The organism is Corynebacterium sp. UMB6689 (assembly GCF_030215295.1).
GTDB classification, from domain to species: domain Bacteria; phylum Actinomycetota; class Actinomycetes; order Mycobacteriales; family Mycobacteriaceae; genus Corynebacterium; species Corynebacterium aurimucosum.
Genome location: NZ_JASOLS010000002.1, coordinates 21,143 through 41,551 on the forward strand (window position 1 = coordinate 21,143; position 20,409 = coordinate 41,551).

Sequence of the window (20,409 nt, forward strand, 5' to 3'; positions counted from 1 at the left end):
TCATTTGGCGCGCTTCGATCTAGACTTGCCAGCAATGTCCGCCCAGCCATCCCAGCCTTCGCCACGCACCTCCGTCCCGCTGACTCTGCCATTGCCGCGTGTACGGGGAGCGGGGACGCTGCCCACGGACCTGCCGGCACCAGGAACCGAGGGCCGCCGTACACTCGTGGATCGCTACGGCCGCCAGGCCCGCGACCTGCGCGTTTCTCTGACGGATCGCTGCAACCTGCGCTGCACCTACTGCATGCCCGCCGAAGGTTATGAGTGGCTGCCCACCGAACACACGCTCAGCGATGAAGAGACCATCCGGCTGATCCGCCTCGCAGTGGACAAGCTCGGCATCCAGCAGGTGCGCTTCACCGGTGGCGAGCCCCTTCTTCGCGGCTCCTTAGAGAAAATCATCGCCGCCACAAAAGCGCTCACTACCGATGAGGGCCGCCCTCCTACTGTTGCTCTCACCACCAACGGGCTGGGCTTGGATAAACGCCTGCCGGGGCTGCAGCGCGCCCGGCTGGACCGCGTCAATATCTCCCTGGACACGCTCGATCCGGAGCTCTATGCCCAGCTCACCCGACGCGACCGCCTGGCAGATGCGCTCACATCCATCGATGCCGCGCTGGCCGCCGACATGGATCCGGTCAAGGTCAATGCTGTCATCATGCCAGGCGTCAACGAATCCGCCATCCTGCCGTTGGCCCGTTTTTGTTTAGAGCGCGGCGCGCAGCTTCGTTTCATTGAGCAGATGCCGCTGGGCCCACGGGAGAAGTGGACGCGTTCCCAGATGGTCACCGCGGAGGACATCTTGGCACGCTTGGCCGAAGACTTCGAGCTCACCCCGGCTAAGAAACCCCGCGGCTCCGCGCCGGCTGCACTGTGGTCCGCGGTCTCGCGCGATGGCTCCCTCCCCACAGGACACATCGGGGTGATCGCCTCCGTGACGCGGCCCTTCTGCGGGGATTGCGACCGCACGCGCCTGACCGCAGACGGCGCGGTGCGCAATTGCCTCTTCGGCAACTCGGAAACCTCCTTGCGCGACCTCATGCGGGCCGGTGCCAGCGATGCGGAGCTCGCCACCGCGTGGGCGGGTGAAATGTGGAGGAAATTACCGGGCCATGGGGTCGATGATGAAGGTTTCCTCCAACCAGATCGCCCGATGTCCGCCATCGGCGGCTAGATTGGGTGCAATGACAAGCACTGGGACTGACTTAAGTATCGAGGAGTATTTCGACCGCCTCCACGCGCTGGTCCGCGCCCTGCCTGCGGAGCATGTCCCACTCTCGCAGGGTCACGTATTGGCTGAGCCCCTCGTCGCCCGCCTGCCCCTGCCAGCGCAAGATAATTCCGCGATGGATGGTTTCCTCATTCCTCAGCCCTCCTCACCCGACAGCCTCACCGTTCCTTTCACTCTGCCCATCGTGGGTGATGTGCCTGCCGGCGCGTCTGCCCAGGCCCCGCAGCCCGGCACTGCGCTGCGCATCATGACCGGTGGTGCAGTACCCGCGGGCTTTGATGGTCTGGTCATCCCTGTGGAGGACACCGATATTCCGCCAGGCCCCGGGCCGCTGCCCGAGACCGTTACGGTGCACCGACTTCCCGAGCGCAACCACATCCGGCGGCGCGGCTCCCACATCGAGGCCGGGCACCAACTAGCCGGTGCCGCCACGCTGGTCGACGCCTCCCTCATCGCCGCCGCCATTTCTGCCGGGGTCAGCACCGCCGTGGTCCACCGCATCCCGCGAGTGAGCATTATCGCCACGGGCGAGGAGCTGCGCAACGGCCAGCTCCCGGATTCCAATGGGCCGATGCTCGAAGCACTCATGAGTGCCACCGGGCCCGTTGACATCACCCGCACGGTATGTGGCGATTCACCCGTTGAGCTGCGCCGCCGCTTCGACAAGGCTGCCGCAGAATCCGATCTCATCGTCACCACCGGCGGGGTATCCGCAGGCGCTTTTGACGTGGTTCGCGCGGTCGTTGAGGATACTGTGGAGCGCGGCTCTTATTGGTTCGGGCACGTCAACCAACGCCCCGGCGCGCCGCAGGGCCACGCGCTGTGGAACGGCGTTCCCGTGGTGTGTTTGCCGGGCAACCCGGTGGCGGCGTTCGTCTCCGTGCATCTCTACCTCACCCCGCTTCTGCGTTCCTTGCGCGGCCTTCCCCGCCCCACCGGAGTTTTAGACCGGCCGCATCTGACGGCTGTCGCCCGGGCCGACTTCCCGCATCCGCACCGCCCGCTGATTCAGCCGTGCTCAATTGCTCTGGAGGGAAGCATTACCGCCTCTCCGCCGCCTGGTCCACGCATGCGCAGCCACCACGTTGCAGCACTGCCGGGCACGCAAGGTTTCGCGCTGCTGACGAGCTCCGTCACCGCAGGGGAGCAACTTACCGTCTACCCCTACTAGATTCAGGGTCTCCCCTTCTACAGCCCCCACCCCTCCGTTGCTGCCAAAGATCGCGCCTCAGAAACGCGGATCGGCCCACTCTTCGTCAGCTAGGCTAGGTCCACCGGAGGAAAGGACCCGCTGCAACAATGAAGTTCACTCATCTTAATGAGGCCGGCTCCGCCTACATGGTGGACGTGACCGATAAGAAGCCCACTGTGCGCACCGCCACCGCCCAAGGCGAAGTGGCATGCTCGCCGGAGGTCCTCACCGCACTGCGGGAGGGAGCCGTGCCGAAGGGCGACGTGCTTGCGGTTGCTCGAGTGGCCGGTATTGCGGCGGCGAAGAAGGTCCCGGATCTCCTGCCGCTGGCCCACACCATTGGTGTGCATGGCTGCGCAGTGGACATAGACCTGCGCGAAGACCACGTCTTCATCGAAGCCACCGTGCGCACCGCCGACCGCACCGGCGTAGAAATGGAGGCGCTGACCGCGGTGAACGTCGCCGCCCTAGCGCTCATCGACATGGTCAAAGGTGTGGATCGCTCCGCTTATATCCGGCGCTGCGGCATCACCGCGAAGTCCGGCGGTCGCTCGGGTGATTGGTCCCGTGAGCTGCCCGGCGCGGAAGGATAGAGAACAATGCCAGGTGTCATTGTTTTGGCGGGCGGACGCGGCACACGCATGGGTGGTGTGGACAAGGCAAGTATCACTCTCGCCGGTGAGCGCCTTATCGACCGCCTCCTGCGCCAGTTGCCCTATGACGCGCCGGTGGCGGTTGTCTCGCCCTACCACTTAGGCATGCCTCAAGTATGTGAAAAGCCCCTCTTTGGCGGGCCTGCCGCGGGAATCGCCGCGGGCCATGCCGCGTTGGTCGGCTCCTCAGAGTCCACCACCGCCATCTTTGCCGTCGATGCCCCGGATTCCCCACAGATGCTCCCCGCACTCGAGGTGGCTTTGGCAAGCTCCGGCGCTGATGTCGCGGTAGCCACACTTGATGGGCTGTCGCAGCCGCTGTGTGCACTGTGGCGCACCGAGTCCCTCGCCCGCGCTCTGAATGAGCTCGGCAATCCCCGCAATAAGTCAGTCATGCGCTTACTCGGACTCGCGAAGAACATCACCGAGATCGAAGGCACCGCCGCAGTGCACGATATAGATACCCTGGACGAGCTTCGCGAACGGCGCGAGCGGCGAGCTATTCAACGATGATCTGGCCGTGCTGGCCCTTCTCTGCGTTCGTCATGAGGTGGTTCACAAAGGAGTAGGTCCCCGGCTCGTTGAAGGTCATCTCCACGAATCCGCCCTGGGCGGGCAAGAGGTCCAGCGCCTGGGATCCGGAATCCTTCGCGTCCTTAATCAGGTAGGCGCCTTCCTTGTACACGGTGTCGAATTGCTCGCCCACAACGTGGAAGCTCAGAGGCAAATCCGGGCCGAGGTTAACCAGCCAGATACGCACGGTATCGCCCACCTTGGCGCGCAGCGGTGCTAAGCCCTCGTCGTATTGATTGGGATAGTAGTTGAAGGCGGCGAGGTCATAGTCGCCATTGCTGACTCGCTGCGCATCCGCACCTTCAGCTTCCCTGCCCGCGGTGGCGAGGAAAACCTCGCTTGCCGTCATGACGTACTCCGCGTCAACGTCCCCCAGTGCATCCTCACCACGCGGATCGATAATGACTGCTCCTGCCATGCCGTTGGCAATGTGTAGACTCATCGGCATCGTTGAGCAGTGATACATCCAGATGCCTGCCCGGTGCGCGACAAATTCGTATGTCAGCGACTCGCCCGGCTGAATCGTCTTCATGTTCTTATCTGGGTTGACTTCACCAGCGTGAAAATCCACCGAGTGCCCCATCGAGCCCTCGTTCTTGATGGTGATACGAAATCGGTCCCCGACCTTGCCGCGCAGGGTTGGTCCGGGTGCCTGCCCGTTGAAGAGCCACCGGGTTTGGCGCACTCCTGGGGCGACCTCAGCCTCCTCTTCTGTCATCACCCAGGTCTCCTCGTGAAGGTCGCCTTCCGCGGGAGCAAGGGAGGCACCGACGGCGTCGAAGCCCTCGCGTGCCGCCATGCGCTCGGCTGCTGAGGGCACCGTCGCCGGGGCACCAGCAGAGCCCGTGCTTGGCGACGCCCCCGCATGCTCATGGTCCCCAGATGCTGGCTCGTCGACGTTGACCATAAACGTCATCCCCTGCATTTTGTGCCCGGCGATCGTGCAATAGCCTTCCACGGATTCATCGATGATCCCAGCATCCAGCTGCACGGTCTCACCTGGTTCTACCCTTCCGGTTTCCTCACGTCCGATCTTCAAGTCATGGACCTGGTCGCCCGTGTTATGAAAATTCACCACCAGGTGGCTGCCCGCAGCCACGTTAATAGAGGACGGAACAAAGGCCATGCCGTCGACAGAGACATCCACAGTGACGGCATCGGCGGAAGCTACCAGCGCCGGATCTTGTTTCCCCATCCGCGAATTGGTCACTGCCAGTGCAATGACCGCCACCAAGGCAACAATGATGATGAGCCAGGATGCCCACTGCTTCTCAGATTGCTCCTTTTTAACGGGCACGCTTGACATGAACTTCTCCTTGAGATGACGAGACGGCCCACACTAGGGCCGCACAATTGGCGATGAGGCCTAGCCCCATCATGATAAGCCCGGCGAAGGACACGCTAGTAATGCCAGTGAGGCTCAGCACGCCGCCAAGGTTGATGAGCGCTACGCGCACGAACCCTGGAAGGTGGCCTCGCGCGGGATGAGCAGCCCCGGCCAGGATGGGCAGCATGTGGTGGAGTACCCCGGTCACGAGCTGCAGGAGGCCGGCGCCGACGAATGTGGGCATCAGGAGTAACGTCACCGCGCGCGGGTAGGCCCCGGCGAGAGTGGCCGCCGCGTCACCGGCACACAGTGCCAGCATCCATACCAGTCCCGCCATCGCGGACACGCTTGCCGTGGTCTTCACGCCACCAAGCGCACCGGCAAGTACTGGCTGAATGATGAACACAGCGGCAAGGACGGTGAGTAGCTGCGCCATGCCGGCGGCGCGGGTGAGCCCGGAGGCGTCGGCAAGCATGGCCACCCCCAGCCCCACGCAATGCACGGTCAATGCTCGACCACACCGGGCCCGGGCGGCTGATGAAATTGGCGTTCGGGTCAAGGTGGGAAGCAGCGTGACGACGGTGCCCACGATGGTCAGCAGTGCAAACCCCCACACCATGCCGCGTGAATGCGCCGCCACCAACAGCGAGTAATTACCCACCCCGTGCGCAGCCAGGATAACCAACAGCACAGAGACCACCATGAAGCACGCCGCGGCCAGATAAAAGGGCACGGTGACTGCAAAAGAGCCAGAAAGAGAGCCTCGAAGCTTAGACCACAACGCCCACAGGTGCCACGTGACTGCGACGATGACGAGTGAGGAGCCAATATCCGCGAGCATTCCCCAGTCGTAGCCTGCGCGGTCGACGAGCAACAGGACCAGACCTACCTGCACTAGGCCCACCCGTGTGCCCACCCCGCGGAACCCGACGGCTGGGGTGCGGGTCAGCGCCTCCGTGAAGTGGGTGCTGAATACGAGGATCGCGGTGGTCAGCGCTCCGAGGGTAAACGGATGGATGAGATCCCACCACACGACGGGTGCTCCCAGATAACTCGCCACGGTGATTCCCACGCCCACCGCGATCCACAAGGCCACGAGGCTAAAGGCAATGGTGTGCCAGCGCCGGCGAGCTGCCAAGGAGACGTCACGTAGAGGCACGTCTGACATTTTTATTTGCACGGATATAATCGTAGTAAATTGGTTGCACGGGCAGCAACGCCAGCTCTCCCTAGAAAATCGAAACGGAAAAGATCAATGAACTTGCCGCTTATCGACGCCTCCAAGGGCCACGACATCCCCACCCTCAACGCCTCCGAAATCCCTCACGCAGTGCGCCACGGCGCCATCCATGGGGCACTCGGCACCCTCAACGTGGGCGAAGCCATGATCCTCATTGCCCCGCACGACCCACTTCCGCTGCTCAAAGAGGTGGACCAGCGGGAGGAGGTTTTCGCTCGCGAGTATCTTAAGAAAGAACCACAAGACGTCCACATCAAATTCACGCGAACCGCCTAAAGCTTCCGTAAGCTGACTGACCATGCACCTCGCAAAGATTGCAATCCCCGTCATCGCCGCCGCGCTGACTGTTGCCGGTTGCGCCTCTGATTCCACAGAACCCTTGCAGGTGTTTGCTGCATCCTCGACAAGAGTGTTGAATGACGAGCTTGCTAGCGCCTCCGGGACTCCCCTGGCCTTCAACAACGGCGGCTCTTCTGCTTTGGTGCAGCAAGTCGATGAGGGAGCGCCCGCAGACCTTCTCCTCACTGCTTCTCGGGAGACCATGGAGAATGCACTCGCTCAGGGCAGCGTGGAGACGCCCGTGGCCTTAGCCAGCAACGTCATGGTTATGGTCGTGCCGAAAGGTAATCCTCAAGGTCTTCGCTCTGCAGCAGACCTGGAGCCCTCGGCACGCCTAGTTCTCTGTGACCCGAGCGTGCCTTGCGGAGCCATTTCCACGCGCATTATAGAGGCCAATGGCTGGCATCTGTACGCATCATCTTTGGAGAGCCAAGTCGCTGATGTCCTGGGAAAGGTTGCCTCCGGTGAAGCGGACGCCGGGTGGGTCTATTCCACCGACGCCGCCGCCAACGAGGACGTCGAGGCCATTCCGCTCGCCCACGCGGAAAACTTCCGCAATGAGATCATGGGCGCTGTGGTGGCTTCTTCATCCCGGCATGAAGAAGCCCAAGAAGTCCTCTCGCTTCTCGCGTCGGATTTTGACAGCACCTGGGAACAATTCGGCTTCACTCCGGTGAACTAGGTGTCGGGCATGATTCTGCGCGAACAGCGCCCACGAGCCCCTTGGCCGGTCATCGCCGCCGGCGCATTGGCAGCTATCTACATTCTCGCCCCAGTCCTCGCCTTGGGAGTGCGGGTGCCCTGGGGGCAACTCTCGGACACGCTAAGCTCGCCGATGACCCAGGATCTTCTCCGCGTCAGCCTGTCCGCGGCGGCGTGGTCTACAGTGCTGTCCACGTTGCTGGGCACTTGCTTGGCGCTGTGGCTGCAACAGCTACACCGCGTCTCCCACCTGGTGAGGCTGGTGGTCTACCTCCCCTTGGCCATGCCTCCCGTCGTGGGCGGCTTGGCTCTCACTGCGCTGCTGGGGCGCCGTGGGCTGCTTGGTCCTGTTCTGGAGCAGGCTGGACTGCACGTGTCTTTCGCCTTCCCGGGTGTCGTGGCAGCCCATGTCTTCGTCACGCTTCCCTTCGCGGTGGTGGCGGTGGACTCCGCGCTGCGGCAACTCGATCCTGAGGTCATCGCCAGCGCGCGCGGCATCGGCTTAGGAGCGGGAACCATCCTTCGGCGCATCATTCTCCCAGCCATCCGCCCCGCTGTGTTCACCGGTGGTGCGCTGGCTTTCGCCCGCTCACTGGGTGAATTCGGAACAACTATCACCTTCGCCGGTTCCCTGCCCGGCTCGACCCGAACCATGCCGAGCGGAATCTACCTAGAGCGCGAGGTCAGCGCGGACAATGCCTATGCCCTTTCCGCCGTGCTTATTGGAATAGCCATCCTTGCGCTCACCGCCGCCGGACTGCCCCTGTTGCTGCGGCGTCGCCGCGAGCCGAAGGTGCGCATGCTCAAGCCGATGGATCCTGCGGCACTTCGCACTGCCACCACCCCTGTGGACTCAGCCCACGATCTTTCCGTAACTATCGGCAACGCCACCACCACGTTCCGGGGCGGGCGCATGACCGCGGTGGTCGGGCCCAACGGTGCCGGAAAGACCACGCTTCTGCGTTTCATTAGCGGGCGACTCCAAGGGGCACACACCAACGCCGAACGCGTGATCATGCTTTCTCAAAACCCTGGGCTGCCGCCCACTGCCACCGTGGCTCAAGCGTTGACGATGGTGACCAAAGACCCGCAAAGGACCAAAGAGTTGATCAACGCCGCCGGACTGCAAGAGCTGGGCCATGTATCCGAGCTTTCCGGTGGTCAAGCCGCACAGGTTGCCCTCCTCCGCGCGCTGGCGGCGCGCCCGGCGGTATTGGTTGCGGATGAGCCCTTTGCCGCCATGGACGTAGAATCCGCCGCGCGTTGGCGCCACTTATTGCGCCTTTCAGCCGCTGACCGTACCACGGTCATCGTCACCCACAGCCGCGTGGACCTCGACACGCTGGCGGACGACATCCTGGTGATGGAAGCCGGCAACATCATCTCTCAAGGCTCCGCGGAGCGCCTACTGGAACGGCCCCCGTCCCGTTTTATGGCAGAGCTGGCGGGCGTCAATGTGCTTCGCGGCTACCATCAGAATGATGCATTTCAGCCAGCTCGCAACGGCGAGCACTGGGCGGCCTTTCACCAGTCTGCGCTGCGCTTCGACCCCGCTGGCGCACTGAGCGCAACCATTGTGGCCGATCTGGGCAAAACCACCCTTATTGACATTGACGGCCAACGGCTCACAGTGGGCGAGCCAGCAGGCAACAATGCTCCCAGCGACGAGGTCTCCGTGGCCCTCGACGCCACCGCCCTCACGGTCTACACCCGTACTTAATCCATGGGATTTTACCCACGTCGTCACGCAGATCGTGGTGCCTCTGAGCACCGCAGTGGAAGAGAATCAGGACCTCGGATGTAGAATCCTTCTAGAGTTTTTCAAGGAGTCACAGTTCATGTCCGCATTTGCTACGCCTAGCCCCCGCTCCTCCAGCGAGCTGTTTCCTGACACGATGAAGCTCTCCCCCAAGCAGCGCGACGTCCTCTCGGCCTTACAGAAATTCCCGCAAGGAGCACGGGCTGCCGAGATTGCGAAGAAGATGGGCATGCATGTCAACACCGCGCGCGGCCACCTGGATGAGCTCGTTCGCGCTGGCGCGGTGCGAGTAGTTACTGCTCCGGCGAAGGGGCGCGGACGCCCCTCACTGATCTTTCAAGTGCGGGTGCCGGACAACCGTTCAGTGGCGGAGGAATACGTCACGCTGATCAGCGTGCTTATCACAGCGCTGGCGGAAAAAGACCAGCTCAACGATTATTCCTCCGATCAGGCGCGGGAGCTTGGCCGCGAATGGGCCAAAACTGCGGCCACCAGCCATGGTGCTGAGGCACTCGGCTCGCTTTATCGGATGATGCGCGATATGGGCTTTGACCCGGTAACCTCGTCTGATCACTTCAACGAGGAGGGCCGCACTGATGTGGAGCTACACGCTTGCCCATTTGTCAGCGCCGGTGTGGAGCCCTCCCCCTTCGTCTGCGCCATCCACGATGGCTACTTGGAGCAGGCGGCTGCCGATTCCGGTGGGAGGTTAAGCCTGAAGCTGATCCCGAAGTCCGGAAACGGCGTGTGCCGAATCAACGTGGAAAAGGAGGCTAGCTAGCCTAACCGCGCTCGACGGAAACCGGCCCGGCGACCTCCAGCTCCAGCACGCGCAGGTTCTGTCCGCGGGCATCCTCGAGGATCTCTTCCTCGATGGGCTCGGTGTGCAAGACCATGACGGTGGGGCCAGCACCGGACAGGTAGGCGGCATAGCCGCGGTTGCGCAGGCGGTTGACCCACTCCGCGGTCACCGGCAGGACATCAGCGCGATAAGGCTGGTGCAGACGGTCGCGGGTGCCTTCCCACAGCAGGTCCGGATAGGCGGTCAACGCCGCCACGTTCACCGCAGTACGGGAGACGTTGAAGGCGGCATCGGCGTGCGTGACGTGCGAGGGAAGCACGCGGCGCACCGCCTGGGTTGATGCATGGAAGTCCGGGACCAAGGCCGTGGCCTTGATAGTCGGGTGCACGTCTAAGGTGGCGGCGCGGTACTCCGGGAGCGAGCGGCCGTCGACAGGCACGGTGGTCCAAGAGACCACGGCGTTTCCTAGCACGGAGGCCGCGGCGTTATCCGGGTGGCCTTCGAAGGCTGAAGACAGCTGAACGACTTGCTCCTCGGAGAGCGGGAAACCAGCCAGGCCATTGCCCGCGGCCACACCGGCTACCGCAGCGGAGGCCGAGGAGCCCAAACCGCGGGACTGCGGGATGTTGTTCGTGCATACCACGCGCAGGCCAGATACTTCTACGTCGGCAGCCTTCAGCGCAGAACGGATGGCCTTGACTACCAAGTGGGAACCGTCGCGAGGAAGCTCGTCGGCGCCCTCGCCGAAGATCTCTACCTCCAAGCCGGAGCGCGTGACTTCTACCTCTACGGTGTCGTAGAGGCTCAGCGCGATGCCAAGGGTGTCGTAGCCGGGGCCCAGGTTGGCCGAGGAGGCCGGGACCTGGACGGTGACCTTGGTTCCTACTTCGATATCGATACTCATTGTTTTTACCTAAGCCCCTTAGACGCCCAGGCGGATGACGGAGTGAACAGCCTTGACCTCATCGAGCTCGCCGAGGGCGGCGACGATATCCTCCAGCACCGCTTCCTTAGCCGCGTGGGTGACCACGATGAGGCGAGCGGTGGCATCGCCGTCTTCCTGGCGCACGGTGCGCAGGGAGACCCCGTGGCGGGCAAAGACACCGGAGATGGCGGAGAGCACGCCGGTGCGGTCTTCAACTTCCATGTCGACGTGATAACGAGTTTCCACTTCTCCGAACTCCGCAATAGGTAGGTTGGCATAGGTGTTCTCCCCCGGCGCACGGCCGCCGTGGACGATGTTGCGTGCCGCACCGATGACATCACCCAGCACAGCAGATGCCGTCGGGTTACCGCCGGCACCGTTGCCGTAGAACATCAGGGAACCAGCGGCCTCCGCCTCAACGAAGATGGCGTTATAGGACTGGCTGACCGAAGCCAACGGGTGCTCCTTCGGAACCAACGTCGGGTGCACGCGGGCGTTGACGGATTCCGCACCGGTCTCCTCATCCACGAGGCGCTCACAGATGGCCAGCAACTTGATGGAGTAGCCGGCCTGGTTGGCAGCCGTGATGTCATCGGCGGTGATCTTGGAAATACCCTCGCAGTAGACATCGTCGAAGGTCAGGCGGGTATAGAAGCCCAGGGATGCCAGGATGGCAGCCTTGGATGCAGCGTCGTGGCCCTCCACGTCAGCGGTGGGATCGGCCTCGGCGTAGCCCAGGCGAGTGGCCTCAGCCAGCGCATCCTCATAGGAGGCACCGGTGGACTCCATGGCGTCCAGGATGAAGTTGGTGGTGCCGTTGACGATTCCGGAGATGCGCTGGATCTTGTCACCGGCCAGGGAGCGGCGCAGCATGCCGACGACCGGGATGGCGGCGGCTACAGCGGCCTCGAAGTAAAGGTCAACGTCGGCGCGGTCGGCAGCTTCAGCGAGCTCATCCGCGTGCGCGGCCACGAGAGCCTTGTTGGCGGTGACCACGGATTTACCGGCGTTGAGGGCGGCGAGGACAAGCTCGCGCGGGAAATCAATGCCGCCGATGACCTCGACGACAAGGTCGATATCATCGCGCAGGACAAGTGCCTTGGCGTCGTCGGTCAGCAGCTCCGCCGGAACGCCCGGGCGCAGCTTGTTCTTGTTGTGCACGGCAACGCCGCGGATCTCCACGGGGCCGCCGATGCGGTGTGCAAAAGCGTCAGCGTTCTCCTGCACGAGGCGGAAAACCTCAGCGCCCACAGTGCCAAATCCAAGCAGCGCGATTCCTACGGGTTCGCCTTCGGGCTTCTTGCTACGGTTCGTCGTCATGGTGTCCCCTTGTTGAAATTGCGAAAGATTCTTACGTGCTAGCCCATCACTATACAGAACGAGCTGTCTATTTCTATACGAAATGGCCGGCACAACGTGCGACCGGCCATGTCTTTGTGAATAAAATGCGGTGAGCTGTGCCAACGCCGCGCTAATCGACGTCCAACGCCAGCAAGTCCTCCACCGTTTCCCGGCGCAGCATAAGTGAGGCTTTGCCGTCACGCACGGATACGACCGCCGGGCGCAGAGCGCCGTTATAGCGCGAGGCCATCATGTACTGATAGGCGCCGGTGGTGGCGAAAGCGAGGAGATCCCCGGTAGTGATATCCGAGGGGAAACGGCGCTCGTTGACCAGAATGTCACCAGACTCGCAGTGGAAGCCCACGATGCGCGAGTCCACCGGCTCGCCCTGGGTGCGGCGGTTGACCACGCGCACGTCATACTCAGAGCCATAGAGCGCCGGCCGGATGTTATCGGACATGCCGCCGTCCACGGAGAGGTAACGGCGCATCGGCAGATCCGCCTTGCCGGTCTCCACGTCCTTGACCGTGCCCACGCGGTATACGGTGACCGCGGAGGCACCCACCAGCGAGCGGCCGGGCTCCACCAGCACGAAGGGCGGCTTGATACCGAGCTCAGTGGCGGTGCGCTCCACGGCGTCGAGCAGGTCCTTAGCCAGCGTGGCGACGTCGAGGGCTTCCTCGTATTCCATGTAGGGAATGCCGAAGCCGCCGCCCAAGTCCAGCTCCTCAAGGGCAACACCGAGCTCGGAGTGAATGCGCTTGTAGAGGCTCAGCACGCGCTCGGCGGCCAGCTTGAAGCCATCGGCATTAAACACCGAGGAGCCCACGTGGCAGTGCAAGCCCACGAGCTTTAGGTTCGCGGATTCCAGCACCGTGCGAGCGACATCGAAGGCGGCGCCGGTGGACAGGGAAATGCCGAACTTTTGATCCTCATGAGCCGTGGCGATGAATTCGTGCGTGTGGGCATCCACGCCAGGCTTGACGCGGATCATCACCGGCTGCACACGGCCGGTGGCCGCAGCAATGCTGTTAAGCCGCGAGAGCTCCTCCGCGTTATCCAAGACCACATGGCCAATCCCCTCGTTTACGCACAGCTCAAGGTACTCATCTTCCTTGTTATTGCCGTGCGCGGTCATGCGCTCCGGCGGGAAGTCCGCGGCTAGCGCCAGCTTGGCCTCATTGAGGGAGGCCACGTCAAGGCACAGGCCCTCCTCATCCACCCAGCGCACGATGCGCTTGGTAATGAAAGCTTTAGAGGCATAGTGCACGTGGTCGGGGCCGCCGAAGGCCTGGGCCATGTCCCGGCAGCGTGAGCGGAAATCTTGCTCATCGAAAACATAGAGCGGGGTGCCGTATTCTTCAGCCAGCTCGGTCAGGGAAACGCCACCAATCGAGACCACGCCATCGGAGTCACGAGCAGCGTTGCGCGGCCACACGTGGGCCGGAAGGGAATTGAAATCAGTCATCGATACCTTGTCTTACATCTTCTCCGGTGCGCTGACCCCCACCATGGTCAAGGCATTGGCCATGACCTGGCGGGTGGCGCTGGCCAGGGCAAGGCGTGCGGAGTGAATCGACTCGGTCTCTTCACCAGCCTTCGGCAACACCTGGCACTGGTCATAGAAGCGGTGGAACACGGCGGCAAGCTCCTCGGCATAGCGCGCGATGCGGTGCGGTTCGCGCAACGTGGCAGCGGTGGCCACAACTTCCGGGAACTCGCCCAGGGTGCGGATGAGGTCGCCCTCCTTATCGTGGGTGAGGAGGTCGAGAGGGGCGTCGGCAAGCTCGGCGGTGTCGAAGCCCAGCTCTGCTGCCTTGCGCAGGATGGAACAAATGCGGGCGTGGCCGTACTGCACGTAGTAGACCGGGTTATCCGCCGACTGCGAAGCCCACAGACCCAGGTCAATGTCCAGGCTGGAATCCACGGAGGAACGCACCAGGGAGTAGCGCGCGCCGTCGACGCCGATGGCCTCGACGAGGTCATCAAGAGTGATGACGGTGCCGGCACGCTTGGACATCTTGACCGCCTGGCCATCGCGGACCAGGTTGACCATCTGGCCGATGAGGACCTCGACGGCCTCCGGGTCATAGCCCAAAGCCTGAGCGGAAGCGCGCAGGCGGGCAATGTAGCCGTGGTGGTCTGCGCCCAACATGTAGATGGCCAGGTCGTGGCCCCGGTCAAACTTATCAGCCACGTAGGCGATATCGCCGGCGATGTAGGCGGCGTTGCCATCGGACTTGATGACCACGCGGTCCTTATCATCGCCGTACTCGGTGGACTTCAGCCACCATGCGCCCTCAGCTTCGTAGAGCTTGCCGTTGTCCTTGAGCTTTTGGATGGCCTTCTCCACGGCACCGGACTCGAAGAGGGAGTTCTCGTGGAAGTAGACATCGAAGTCCACGCCGAACTCGTGGAGGGACTCCTTAATCTGGGCGAACATCATCTCCACGCCCGCGGAGCGGAAGGCTTCCTGGACCTCGGCATCGCTGCCGTCGAGGGCGTCCGGGTTCTGCTCCAGCACACCCTGAGCGATCTCCTTGATGTAATCGCCGCCGTAACCGTCCTCCGGGGTCGGCTCGCCCTTGGCGGCAGCCACGAGGGAACGAGCGAAGCGGTCGATCTGGCCGCCGTGATCGTTGAAGTAGTACTCGCGGGTCACCTCCGCGCCGGAGGCTTCGAGCACGCGGCCCAGCGAATCACCCACGGCAGCCCAGCGGGTTCCGCCCAGGTGGATCGGGCCAGTCGGGTTCGCGGAGACGAACTCCAGGTTAATCTTCTTGCCCTGGTAGGTGGTGTTGCTGCCGAAGTCTGCACCGGCATTGAGCACCTGGGCCACGATGGCGCCCTGCGCTGCGGCAGCGAGGCGAATGTTAAGGAATCCCGGGCCCGCGATGGAGGCCTCATCGATGGCGTCGTTGCCGGCGAGGGCCTCCGCCAACCACTGCGCCAGCTCGCGGGGCTGGGCACCAGCCTTCTTGGCTACCTGGAGTGCCAGGTTGGTGGCATAGTCACCGTGCTCCGGGTTGCGCGGGCGCTCCACGGTGACAGTCTCTGGCAGGACGGAGGCGTCCAGTTCATGCTCGGTGAGCACGGCAGCGGCAGTGTTCTTGATCAGGACGGAAAGATCTTCAGGATTCATAGGGCCAAAGTCTATCGTCTCCGCCGCTGGGAGGCGCTATCAGGTCGCAGAGGTTAGCAAGGTCACTCACCCCCATCAGGTGAACAATGCGGCACAGCGAAGCACCAAGTTCTACCCTAAAGGCGTTATCTGAATCGATCCAACCTTCCGCCTTCTCGCTTGGCCGACACATGCGGTGCCGCATCCTGGGGACCTCCACAAAGACGCCAGCGGGAGCCAACTGGAATTGAGTTTTATGTCAACCTTCAACATCACCACCGACGCCATTGCTGGCAACGTCGGGCTCACCGCGCTGGTGTCCACGTTGCCGCTCATCGCGTTCTTCATCATGCTCCTAGGGCTCAAGGCCCGCGCTCACACCTCGGGTGCGGTAGCGCTTCTCGTCGCGGTTCTCATCGCCATTTTTGGCATGGGCATGCCAACCGGCATGGCTTTGTCCTCCGCGGTGCGCGGCGGGCTCTTCGGCCTCTTCCCCATCGTCTGGGTGATCATTACTGCCATCTGGTTCTACGAGGTCACCGTGGCCTCTGGCCGCTTCAATGACCTGCGCAAGACCTTTGACCTCTTGGGCGATGGCGATATTCGCATCCAGGCCATTCTCATCGCTTTCTGCTTCGGTGGCCTCTTGGAGGCGCTCGCCGGCTTCGGCGCTCCGGTAGCAATTACGGCCACCATGATCCTGGCGCTGGGCGTCAAACCCCTCAAGGCAGCCACCACCGTGCTCATCGCCAACACCGCACCCGTGGCCTTCGGCGCGGTAGGCATCCCGGTGACCACCGCAGGCTCCGTGGGCGGCCGTACCGCCGAACAGACCGCTGATATCGCCGGACTGATTTCGCTGCAGGTCCTGCTCATCGCCGCCGTCGTGCCTTTCTTTATCCTCTTCATCCTTGACGGCATGCGGGGTGTTAAGGAAGCAGGTCCCGCCGCCGCTGTCATCGGCATCTCCTTCGCCATTGCTCAGTGGGCCGCGGCCACCTTCTTTGCCTACCAGCTCACCAACGTCGTGGCTTGCATTGTCTCCCTCGGCGCTGGCTTCCTCTTCCTGCGTGTGTGGAAGCCCAAGGGTGTGGACAGCCTGCGTGAGCGCATGGAGTTGCCCGCCCAAGAGGAGGTCACGGACCTCAACGGCAGCCGCATCTGGATGGCACTGCTGCCCTATGCCGTGGTCACCGCTGTCTTCGCCATCGCCACCGCGTGGCCGTCCATCTTCGGCTTCCTGCAGCTCAACGTTGCCTGGCCGCTTCTCGAAGGCACCGTCTTCGACGCCGAAGGCCACGCCATGGATACCGCGTTTAAGTTCAACGTGTTGGGCAACCCGGGCACCCTGCTGTTGATTTCCGGCATCATCGTGGCTGTTATCTACATGTCCTTCAACGAGAACGGCCGCTACACGCTGGAGGCATCGGCACCGCTAGCTAAGTTTGGCGAGGTTATCTCCCGCATGAAGTTCTCTGCGCTGACCATCATCTTGGTTCTGGCGCTGGCCTACACTATGAACTACTCCGGCCAGACCATCTCCATCGGCCAGTTCGTGGCCTCCGTCGGCGGCATCTTCGCGCTTTTCTCCCCCGTTCTGGGTTGGATCGGCACCGCTGTTACCGGTTCGGATACCTCCGCTAACGCCCTTTTTGCCAACCTCCAGGTCACCGCTGCTGAGCGCATCGGCGTTAACCCGGACCTCATGCTGGCTGCCAATACCTCGGGTGGCGTTGTGGGCAAGATGATCTCCCCGCAGTCGCTGGCCATTGCAGCCACTGCGGTTCAAATGGAGGGCGAGGAATCCCGCATCTTCAAGGCCGTTGTGGGCTACTCCGTGGCCTTCCTTGCCGTCGTGTGCATCATCGTCTTCCTCATGACCAACGTGCTGGGCTTCCTGGTTCCTTAAGTTCTCAGCCCTCAGCACCAACTACCCCCAGAATAGGGCGCTTCGCCCGCTCGGTCTGGGGGTTTTCGCTTGCCCGCGTTTTGTGTCCGCTTCATCTCTGCACGTAAGGAATTTCACAACATTAATGTTGCGATAAAACGCCAGGTAGGAGGGCTAATTCCGCCTCGATAATGTGAGTTTTGGGCGGTAGGCTCATAGATACAAACTCGAAAAATGCCCACTGCGGCTGTCCTGGTAGCGCGCATCCGAGTACACCATCGCTGTGCCAAGCACAGGACAAGCTACAGAGAGGCAGACTAAGGAGCACACGCGAATGCGAATAGCATTGTTTTCCACCTGCATCGGTGATTCACTCTTCCCCGATGCTCATAAGGCCACGGCCCTCATTCTCTCTCGCTTGGGCTATGACGTCGTCTTCCCAGAGGAGCAGACCTGCTGCGGCCAGATGCACATCAACACCGGCTACCAGGAGCAGACCCTGGGCATGATCCGCACTTATGCGGACGCCTTTGCGGATCCCTCCATCGACTACGTGGTCTCCGCCTCCGGCTCCTGCGTGGGCGCCGTGCGTGAGCAGCACGAGATGATCGCTGATCGTTTCGGCACTTCCGCCGATGTGGACGGCGCCAAGAAGGCAGCCGGCAAGACCCTGGATCTGCCGGAGTTTCTGGTCGACGTCGCCGGGGTCACCAACGTCGGCGCTTTCTTCCCGCACCGCGTGACCTACCACCCTTCCTGCCACGGCCTGCGCTTCCTCAAGTTGGGTGACCGCCCCTACCAACTGCTGAAGGAGGTCGAGGGAATCGACCTCGCCCCGCTGCCTAATGCAGAAGAATGCTGCGGTTTCGGCGGCACCTTCGCCCTCAAGAACGCGGAGGTCTCCGCAGCGATGGTCGGTGATAAGACCCGCCACATCCGCGAAACCGAGGCCGAGTACGTCACCGGCGGTGACTCCTCCTGCCTGATGAATATCGGTGGTGCTCTGGCTCGCCAGCGCTCCGGTGTTCGCGCTATCCACTTGGCGGAAATCCTCGCCTCCACCAAGGAACACCCGTGGACTCCTACCTCTGCGGCCTACTCCAAGGAGAAGATGCTCTAATGACTTCCTTCCTCGACACCACTCCTCCGCGTGCTCCTGAAGGCTACGGCAACCTGCGCGGCTCGAAGGCCTTCGTGCCGCTGGCTCACGTGGGTCTTAACAACGCCACCCAGCGCCGCAACCTGCACCACGCCACCACCACGATTCGTGATAAGCGCCAGCACGCCGTTGACGAGACCCCGGACTGGGAGCAGCTTCGCGACGCCGGATCCGCGCTCAAGGATGACGTCGCCGTACGCATGAGCGAATTGCTGCTCCAATTCGAAGAGCAGGTGACCAAGCGCGGAGGCATCGTCCACTGGGCACGCGACGCCAAGGAAGCCAACGAGATTATCGAGGGCCTTATCCGCGAAACCGGTGAGACCGACGTGGTCAAGATCAAGTCCATGGCCACCCAAGAAATCGCACTCAACGAACACCTGGAAGAAGCCGGCATCCACGCCCAAGAGACTGACCTGGCGGAGCTCATCGTCCAGCTGGGTGAGGACAAGCCTTCCCACATTCTGGTCCCGGCTATCCACCGCAACCGCGCGGAGATTCGCGATATCTTCGTCAACAAGATGCCAAATACCGATGACTCGCTCAAGGCCGAGCCGGCGGAATTGGCTGAAGCATCCCGTCAGTTCCTGCGCGAGCAGTTCATGAAGGCCAAGGTCGCCATCTCCGGCGCTAACTTCGGTGTGGCAGAAACCGGCACCATCAACATCGTGGAGTCTGAGGGCAATGGCCGCATGTGCCTGACTCTGCCAGAGACCCTCATTACCGTGATGGGTATTGAGAAGCTGGTCCCGACTTTCCAGGACCTCGAGGTCTTCCTCCAGCTTCTGCCGCGCTCCTCCACTGCAGAGCGCATGAACCCGTACACCTCCATGTGGTCTGGTGTGACCGAAGGTGACGGCCCGCAGAACTTCCACATCGTGCTGCTGGACAACGGCCGCACCGCTGCTCTGTCCTCCCCTAAGGGCCACGAGGCGCTCAAGTGCATCCGCTGTTCTGCCTGCCTGAACGTCTGCCCGGTCTACGAGCGCGCCGGCGGCCACGCCTATGGCTCCGTCTACCCGGGCCCGATTGGTATCTCCCTGACGCCACAGCTGACTGGCATGAAGGACCACAACGATCCGTCGGCAAGCTTGCCCTATGCCTGCTCCCTGTGTGGTCGCTGCGACGAGGTATGCCCGGTGCGCATCCCGCTCTCCCAGGTCATTCTGGAAAACCGCTACCAGAAGGTCACCCACGCCACCCCGCCGGTCGAAGAGAAGCTCTTCCAGGTAGTTGAGCTGGTGTGGAAGAACCCGAAGATCTGGAACCAGATCACCCACATGGTGGCGCTCGGCCGTGTCCTCGGTGGTTTCAACGGGGTCATCGACAAGCTACCGCTGTTTATGTCTGGTTGGTCCGAGGTACGCGATACCGCCGTTCCGCCGAAGAAGTCCTTCCGCCAATGGTTCGACACTGACGAAGCTCAAGAACTCCTCGCCCAAGCCAAGAAGGAGGGCATCAAGTGACCACCGCCAAAGAGGAAATCCTCAACCGCATTTCCGCCGCCCAGAAGCAGGCCGGCCTGCCGGACCACGTAGACATTCCGCGCGAGTACCAGAAGGAAGGCACGCTCAACGAGGATGAGCTGCGTGAGATGCTGGTGGACCGCCTCGAAGACTACAAGGCTGACGTGCACGTCACCGATGAGTCTGGGTTGAATTCCACCCTCGTGGGCATCCTGAAGGAGCGCGGCTGCTCGAACGTCGTCTACGCACCCGGCATGGACGCTGGGCTTCTGGACGGCTTCGAGGGAACCATCACTCCTGATGACAACGCCAAGGACCCGCGCGAGCTCGACGCTGTCGATGCCGTGGTGACCGAATCTCACGTCACCTCCGCGCAGACCGGCACCATCGTGCTCGAGTCCAATGAGACGTGCGGCCGCCGCGCGCTGACTTTGGTTCCGGACCGTCACGTGTGCATCGTTCGCAAGGAGCAGATCGTGTACGGCATCCCGGAGGTTGTCTCCCGTATGAACCCGGAGCGCCCAGCGACGTGGATCTCTGGCCCGTCTGCTACCTCGGATATTGAGCTCTCCCGCGTGGAGGGCGTCCACGGCCCGCGCGATCTCATTGTGGTGATTGTTAAGTAATGTGACGTTCGGGTGCACCCACCCTTTTTGAGCACTCGGCTCACATCGCCCCCGGCGCATAGGAT

The 20,409-nt window shown here is 62.6% G+C and carries 18 protein-coding genes; 12 read left to right on the forward strand and 6 right to left on the reverse strand.

Going from position 1 to position 20,409, the window contains the following annotated elements; genetic code table 11:
• Window positions 1-34: 34 nt before the first annotated feature.
• From moaA to QP363_RS01125, 4 genes are all read left to right on the forward strand, one after another.
• On the forward strand, window positions 35-1,174 hold the full coding sequence (gene moaA, locus QP363_RS01110; RefSeq protein ID WP_201828360.1) for a GTP 3',8-cyclase MoaA: 1,140 nt from the start codon (window positions 35-37) through the stop codon (window positions 1,172-1,174).
• A gap of 10 nt (window positions 1,175-1,184) precedes the next feature.
• Complete coding sequence (locus tag QP363_RS01115; protein ID WP_284761983.1) at window positions 1,185-2,402, forward strand: molybdopterin molybdotransferase MoeA; 1,218 nt, start codon at window positions 1,185-1,187, stop codon at window positions 2,400-2,402.
• Window positions 2,403-2,530: 128 nt separating this feature from the next.
• Entirely contained in the window at window positions 2,531-3,016 is a 486-nt protein-coding gene (gene moaC / locus QP363_RS01120; RefSeq protein ID WP_070710978.1) for a cyclic pyranopterin monophosphate synthase MoaC, read from the forward strand.
• Window positions 3,017-3,022: 6 nt separating this feature from the next.
• The gene (locus QP363_RS01125; RefSeq protein WP_070710977.1) at window positions 3,023-3,589 is read left to right on the forward strand and encodes a molybdenum cofactor guanylyltransferase; all 567 of its coding nucleotides are present in this window, start codon (window positions 3,023-3,025) and stop codon (window positions 3,587-3,589) included.
• Here the strand turns inward: QP363_RS01125 and QP363_RS01130 are convergent.
• Together QP363_RS01130 and QP363_RS01135 are read right to left on the reverse strand one after the other, a co-directional pair.
• On the reverse strand, window positions 3,576-4,955 hold the full coding sequence (locus tag QP363_RS01130; protein ID WP_284761984.1) for a multicopper oxidase domain-containing protein: 1,380 nt from the start codon (window positions 4,953-4,955) through the stop codon (window positions 3,576-3,578). The genes QP363_RS01125 and QP363_RS01130 overlap by 14 nt on opposite strands.
• Window positions 4,936-6,135: a beta-carotene 15,15'-monooxygenase gene (locus QP363_RS01135; protein ID WP_201828363.1), complete on the reverse strand. Its 1,200-nt coding sequence runs from the start codon at window positions 6,133-6,135 to the stop codon at window positions 4,936-4,938. The genes QP363_RS01130 and QP363_RS01135 overlap by 20 nt, the downstream gene beginning before the upstream one ends.
• A gap of 96 nt (window positions 6,136-6,231) precedes the next feature.
• Here QP363_RS01135 and QP363_RS01140 point away from each other — a divergent pair, with 96 nt between their 5' ends.
• The 4 genes from QP363_RS01140 to QP363_RS01155 all read left to right on the forward strand — a co-directional run bounded on the left by QP363_RS01140 (window position 6,232) and on the right by QP363_RS01155 (window position 9,797).
• Window positions 6,232-6,492, forward strand: a complete 261-nt coding sequence (locus QP363_RS01140) for a DUF2249 domain-containing protein (protein WP_201828364.1) — start codon at window positions 6,232-6,234, stop codon at window positions 6,490-6,492.
• Between the two features lie 22 nt (window positions 6,493-6,514).
• Window positions 6,515-7,237, forward strand: coding sequence for a molybdate ABC transporter substrate-binding protein (modA, locus tag QP363_RS01145; RefSeq protein WP_284761985.1), 723 nt, complete (start codon window positions 6,515-6,517; stop codon window positions 7,235-7,237).
• A 9-nt stretch (window positions 7,238-7,246) separates the two neighbouring features.
• Complete coding sequence (locus QP363_RS01150; RefSeq protein ID WP_284761986.1) at window positions 7,247-8,977, forward strand: ATP-binding cassette domain-containing protein; 1,731 nt, start codon at window positions 7,247-7,249, stop codon at window positions 8,975-8,977.
• A gap of 118 nt (window positions 8,978-9,095) precedes the next feature.
• Window positions 9,096-9,797, forward strand: a complete 702-nt coding sequence (locus tag QP363_RS01155; RefSeq protein WP_070443763.1) for a metalloregulator ArsR/SmtB family transcription factor — start codon at window positions 9,096-9,098, stop codon at window positions 9,795-9,797.
• A 1-nt stretch (window position 9,798) separates the two neighbouring features.
• Here the strand turns inward: QP363_RS01155 and thrB are convergent, their stop codons facing one another.
• From thrB to argS, 4 genes are all read right to left on the reverse strand, one after another.
• On the reverse strand, window positions 9,799-10,722 hold the full coding sequence (gene thrB, locus QP363_RS01160) for a homoserine kinase (protein ID WP_070443760.1): 924 nt from the start codon (window positions 10,720-10,722) through the stop codon (window positions 9,799-9,801).
• An 18-nt stretch (window positions 10,723-10,740) separates the two neighbouring features.
• Complete coding sequence (locus QP363_RS01165) at window positions 10,741-12,063, reverse strand: homoserine dehydrogenase (RefSeq protein WP_070646010.1); 1,323 nt, start codon at window positions 12,061-12,063, stop codon at window positions 10,741-10,743.
• 151 nt (window positions 12,064-12,214) lie between these two features.
• A complete protein-coding gene (lysA, locus tag QP363_RS01170; protein ID WP_284761987.1) occupies window positions 12,215-13,552 on the reverse strand; it encodes a diaminopimelate decarboxylase in 1,338 nt (445 codons plus the stop codon).
• 12 nt (window positions 13,553-13,564) lie between these two features.
• Window positions 13,565-15,226 (reverse strand): arginine--tRNA ligase, encoded by a 1,662-nt coding sequence (gene argS / locus QP363_RS01175; RefSeq protein ID WP_070646017.1) that lies wholly within the window; start codon window positions 15,224-15,226, stop codon window positions 13,565-13,567.
• 235 nt (window positions 15,227-15,461) lie between these two features.
• On the opposite strand from argS, the gene QP363_RS01180 reads away from it, so the two are divergent.
• From QP363_RS01180 to QP363_RS01195, 4 genes are all read left to right on the forward strand, one after another.
• Window positions 15,462-17,114 carry an L-lactate permease gene (locus QP363_RS01180; protein WP_284761988.1) on the forward strand — a complete coding sequence of 551 codons (1,653 nt, stop codon included), beginning with the start codon at window positions 15,462-15,464 and terminating at the stop codon, window positions 17,112-17,114.
• A 313-nt stretch (window positions 17,115-17,427) separates the two neighbouring features.
• A complete protein-coding gene (locus QP363_RS01185; RefSeq protein ID WP_010187137.1) occupies window positions 17,428-18,213 on the forward strand; it encodes a (Fe-S)-binding protein in 786 nt (261 codons plus the stop codon).
• Window positions 18,213-19,718 carry a LutB/LldF family L-lactate oxidation iron-sulfur protein gene (locus QP363_RS01190; protein WP_070646023.1) on the forward strand — a complete coding sequence of 502 codons (1,506 nt, stop codon included), beginning with the start codon at window positions 18,213-18,215 and terminating at the stop codon, window positions 19,716-19,718. Before QP363_RS01185 ends, QP363_RS01190 begins: the two co-directional genes overlap by 1 nt.
• The gene (locus QP363_RS01195) at window positions 19,715-20,344 is read left to right on the forward strand and encodes an LUD domain-containing protein (protein ID WP_070646026.1); all 630 of its coding nucleotides are present in this window, start codon (window positions 19,715-19,717) and stop codon (window positions 20,342-20,344) included. Before QP363_RS01190 ends, QP363_RS01195 begins: the two co-directional genes overlap by 4 nt.
• Window positions 20,345-20,409 lie beyond the last annotated feature (65 nt).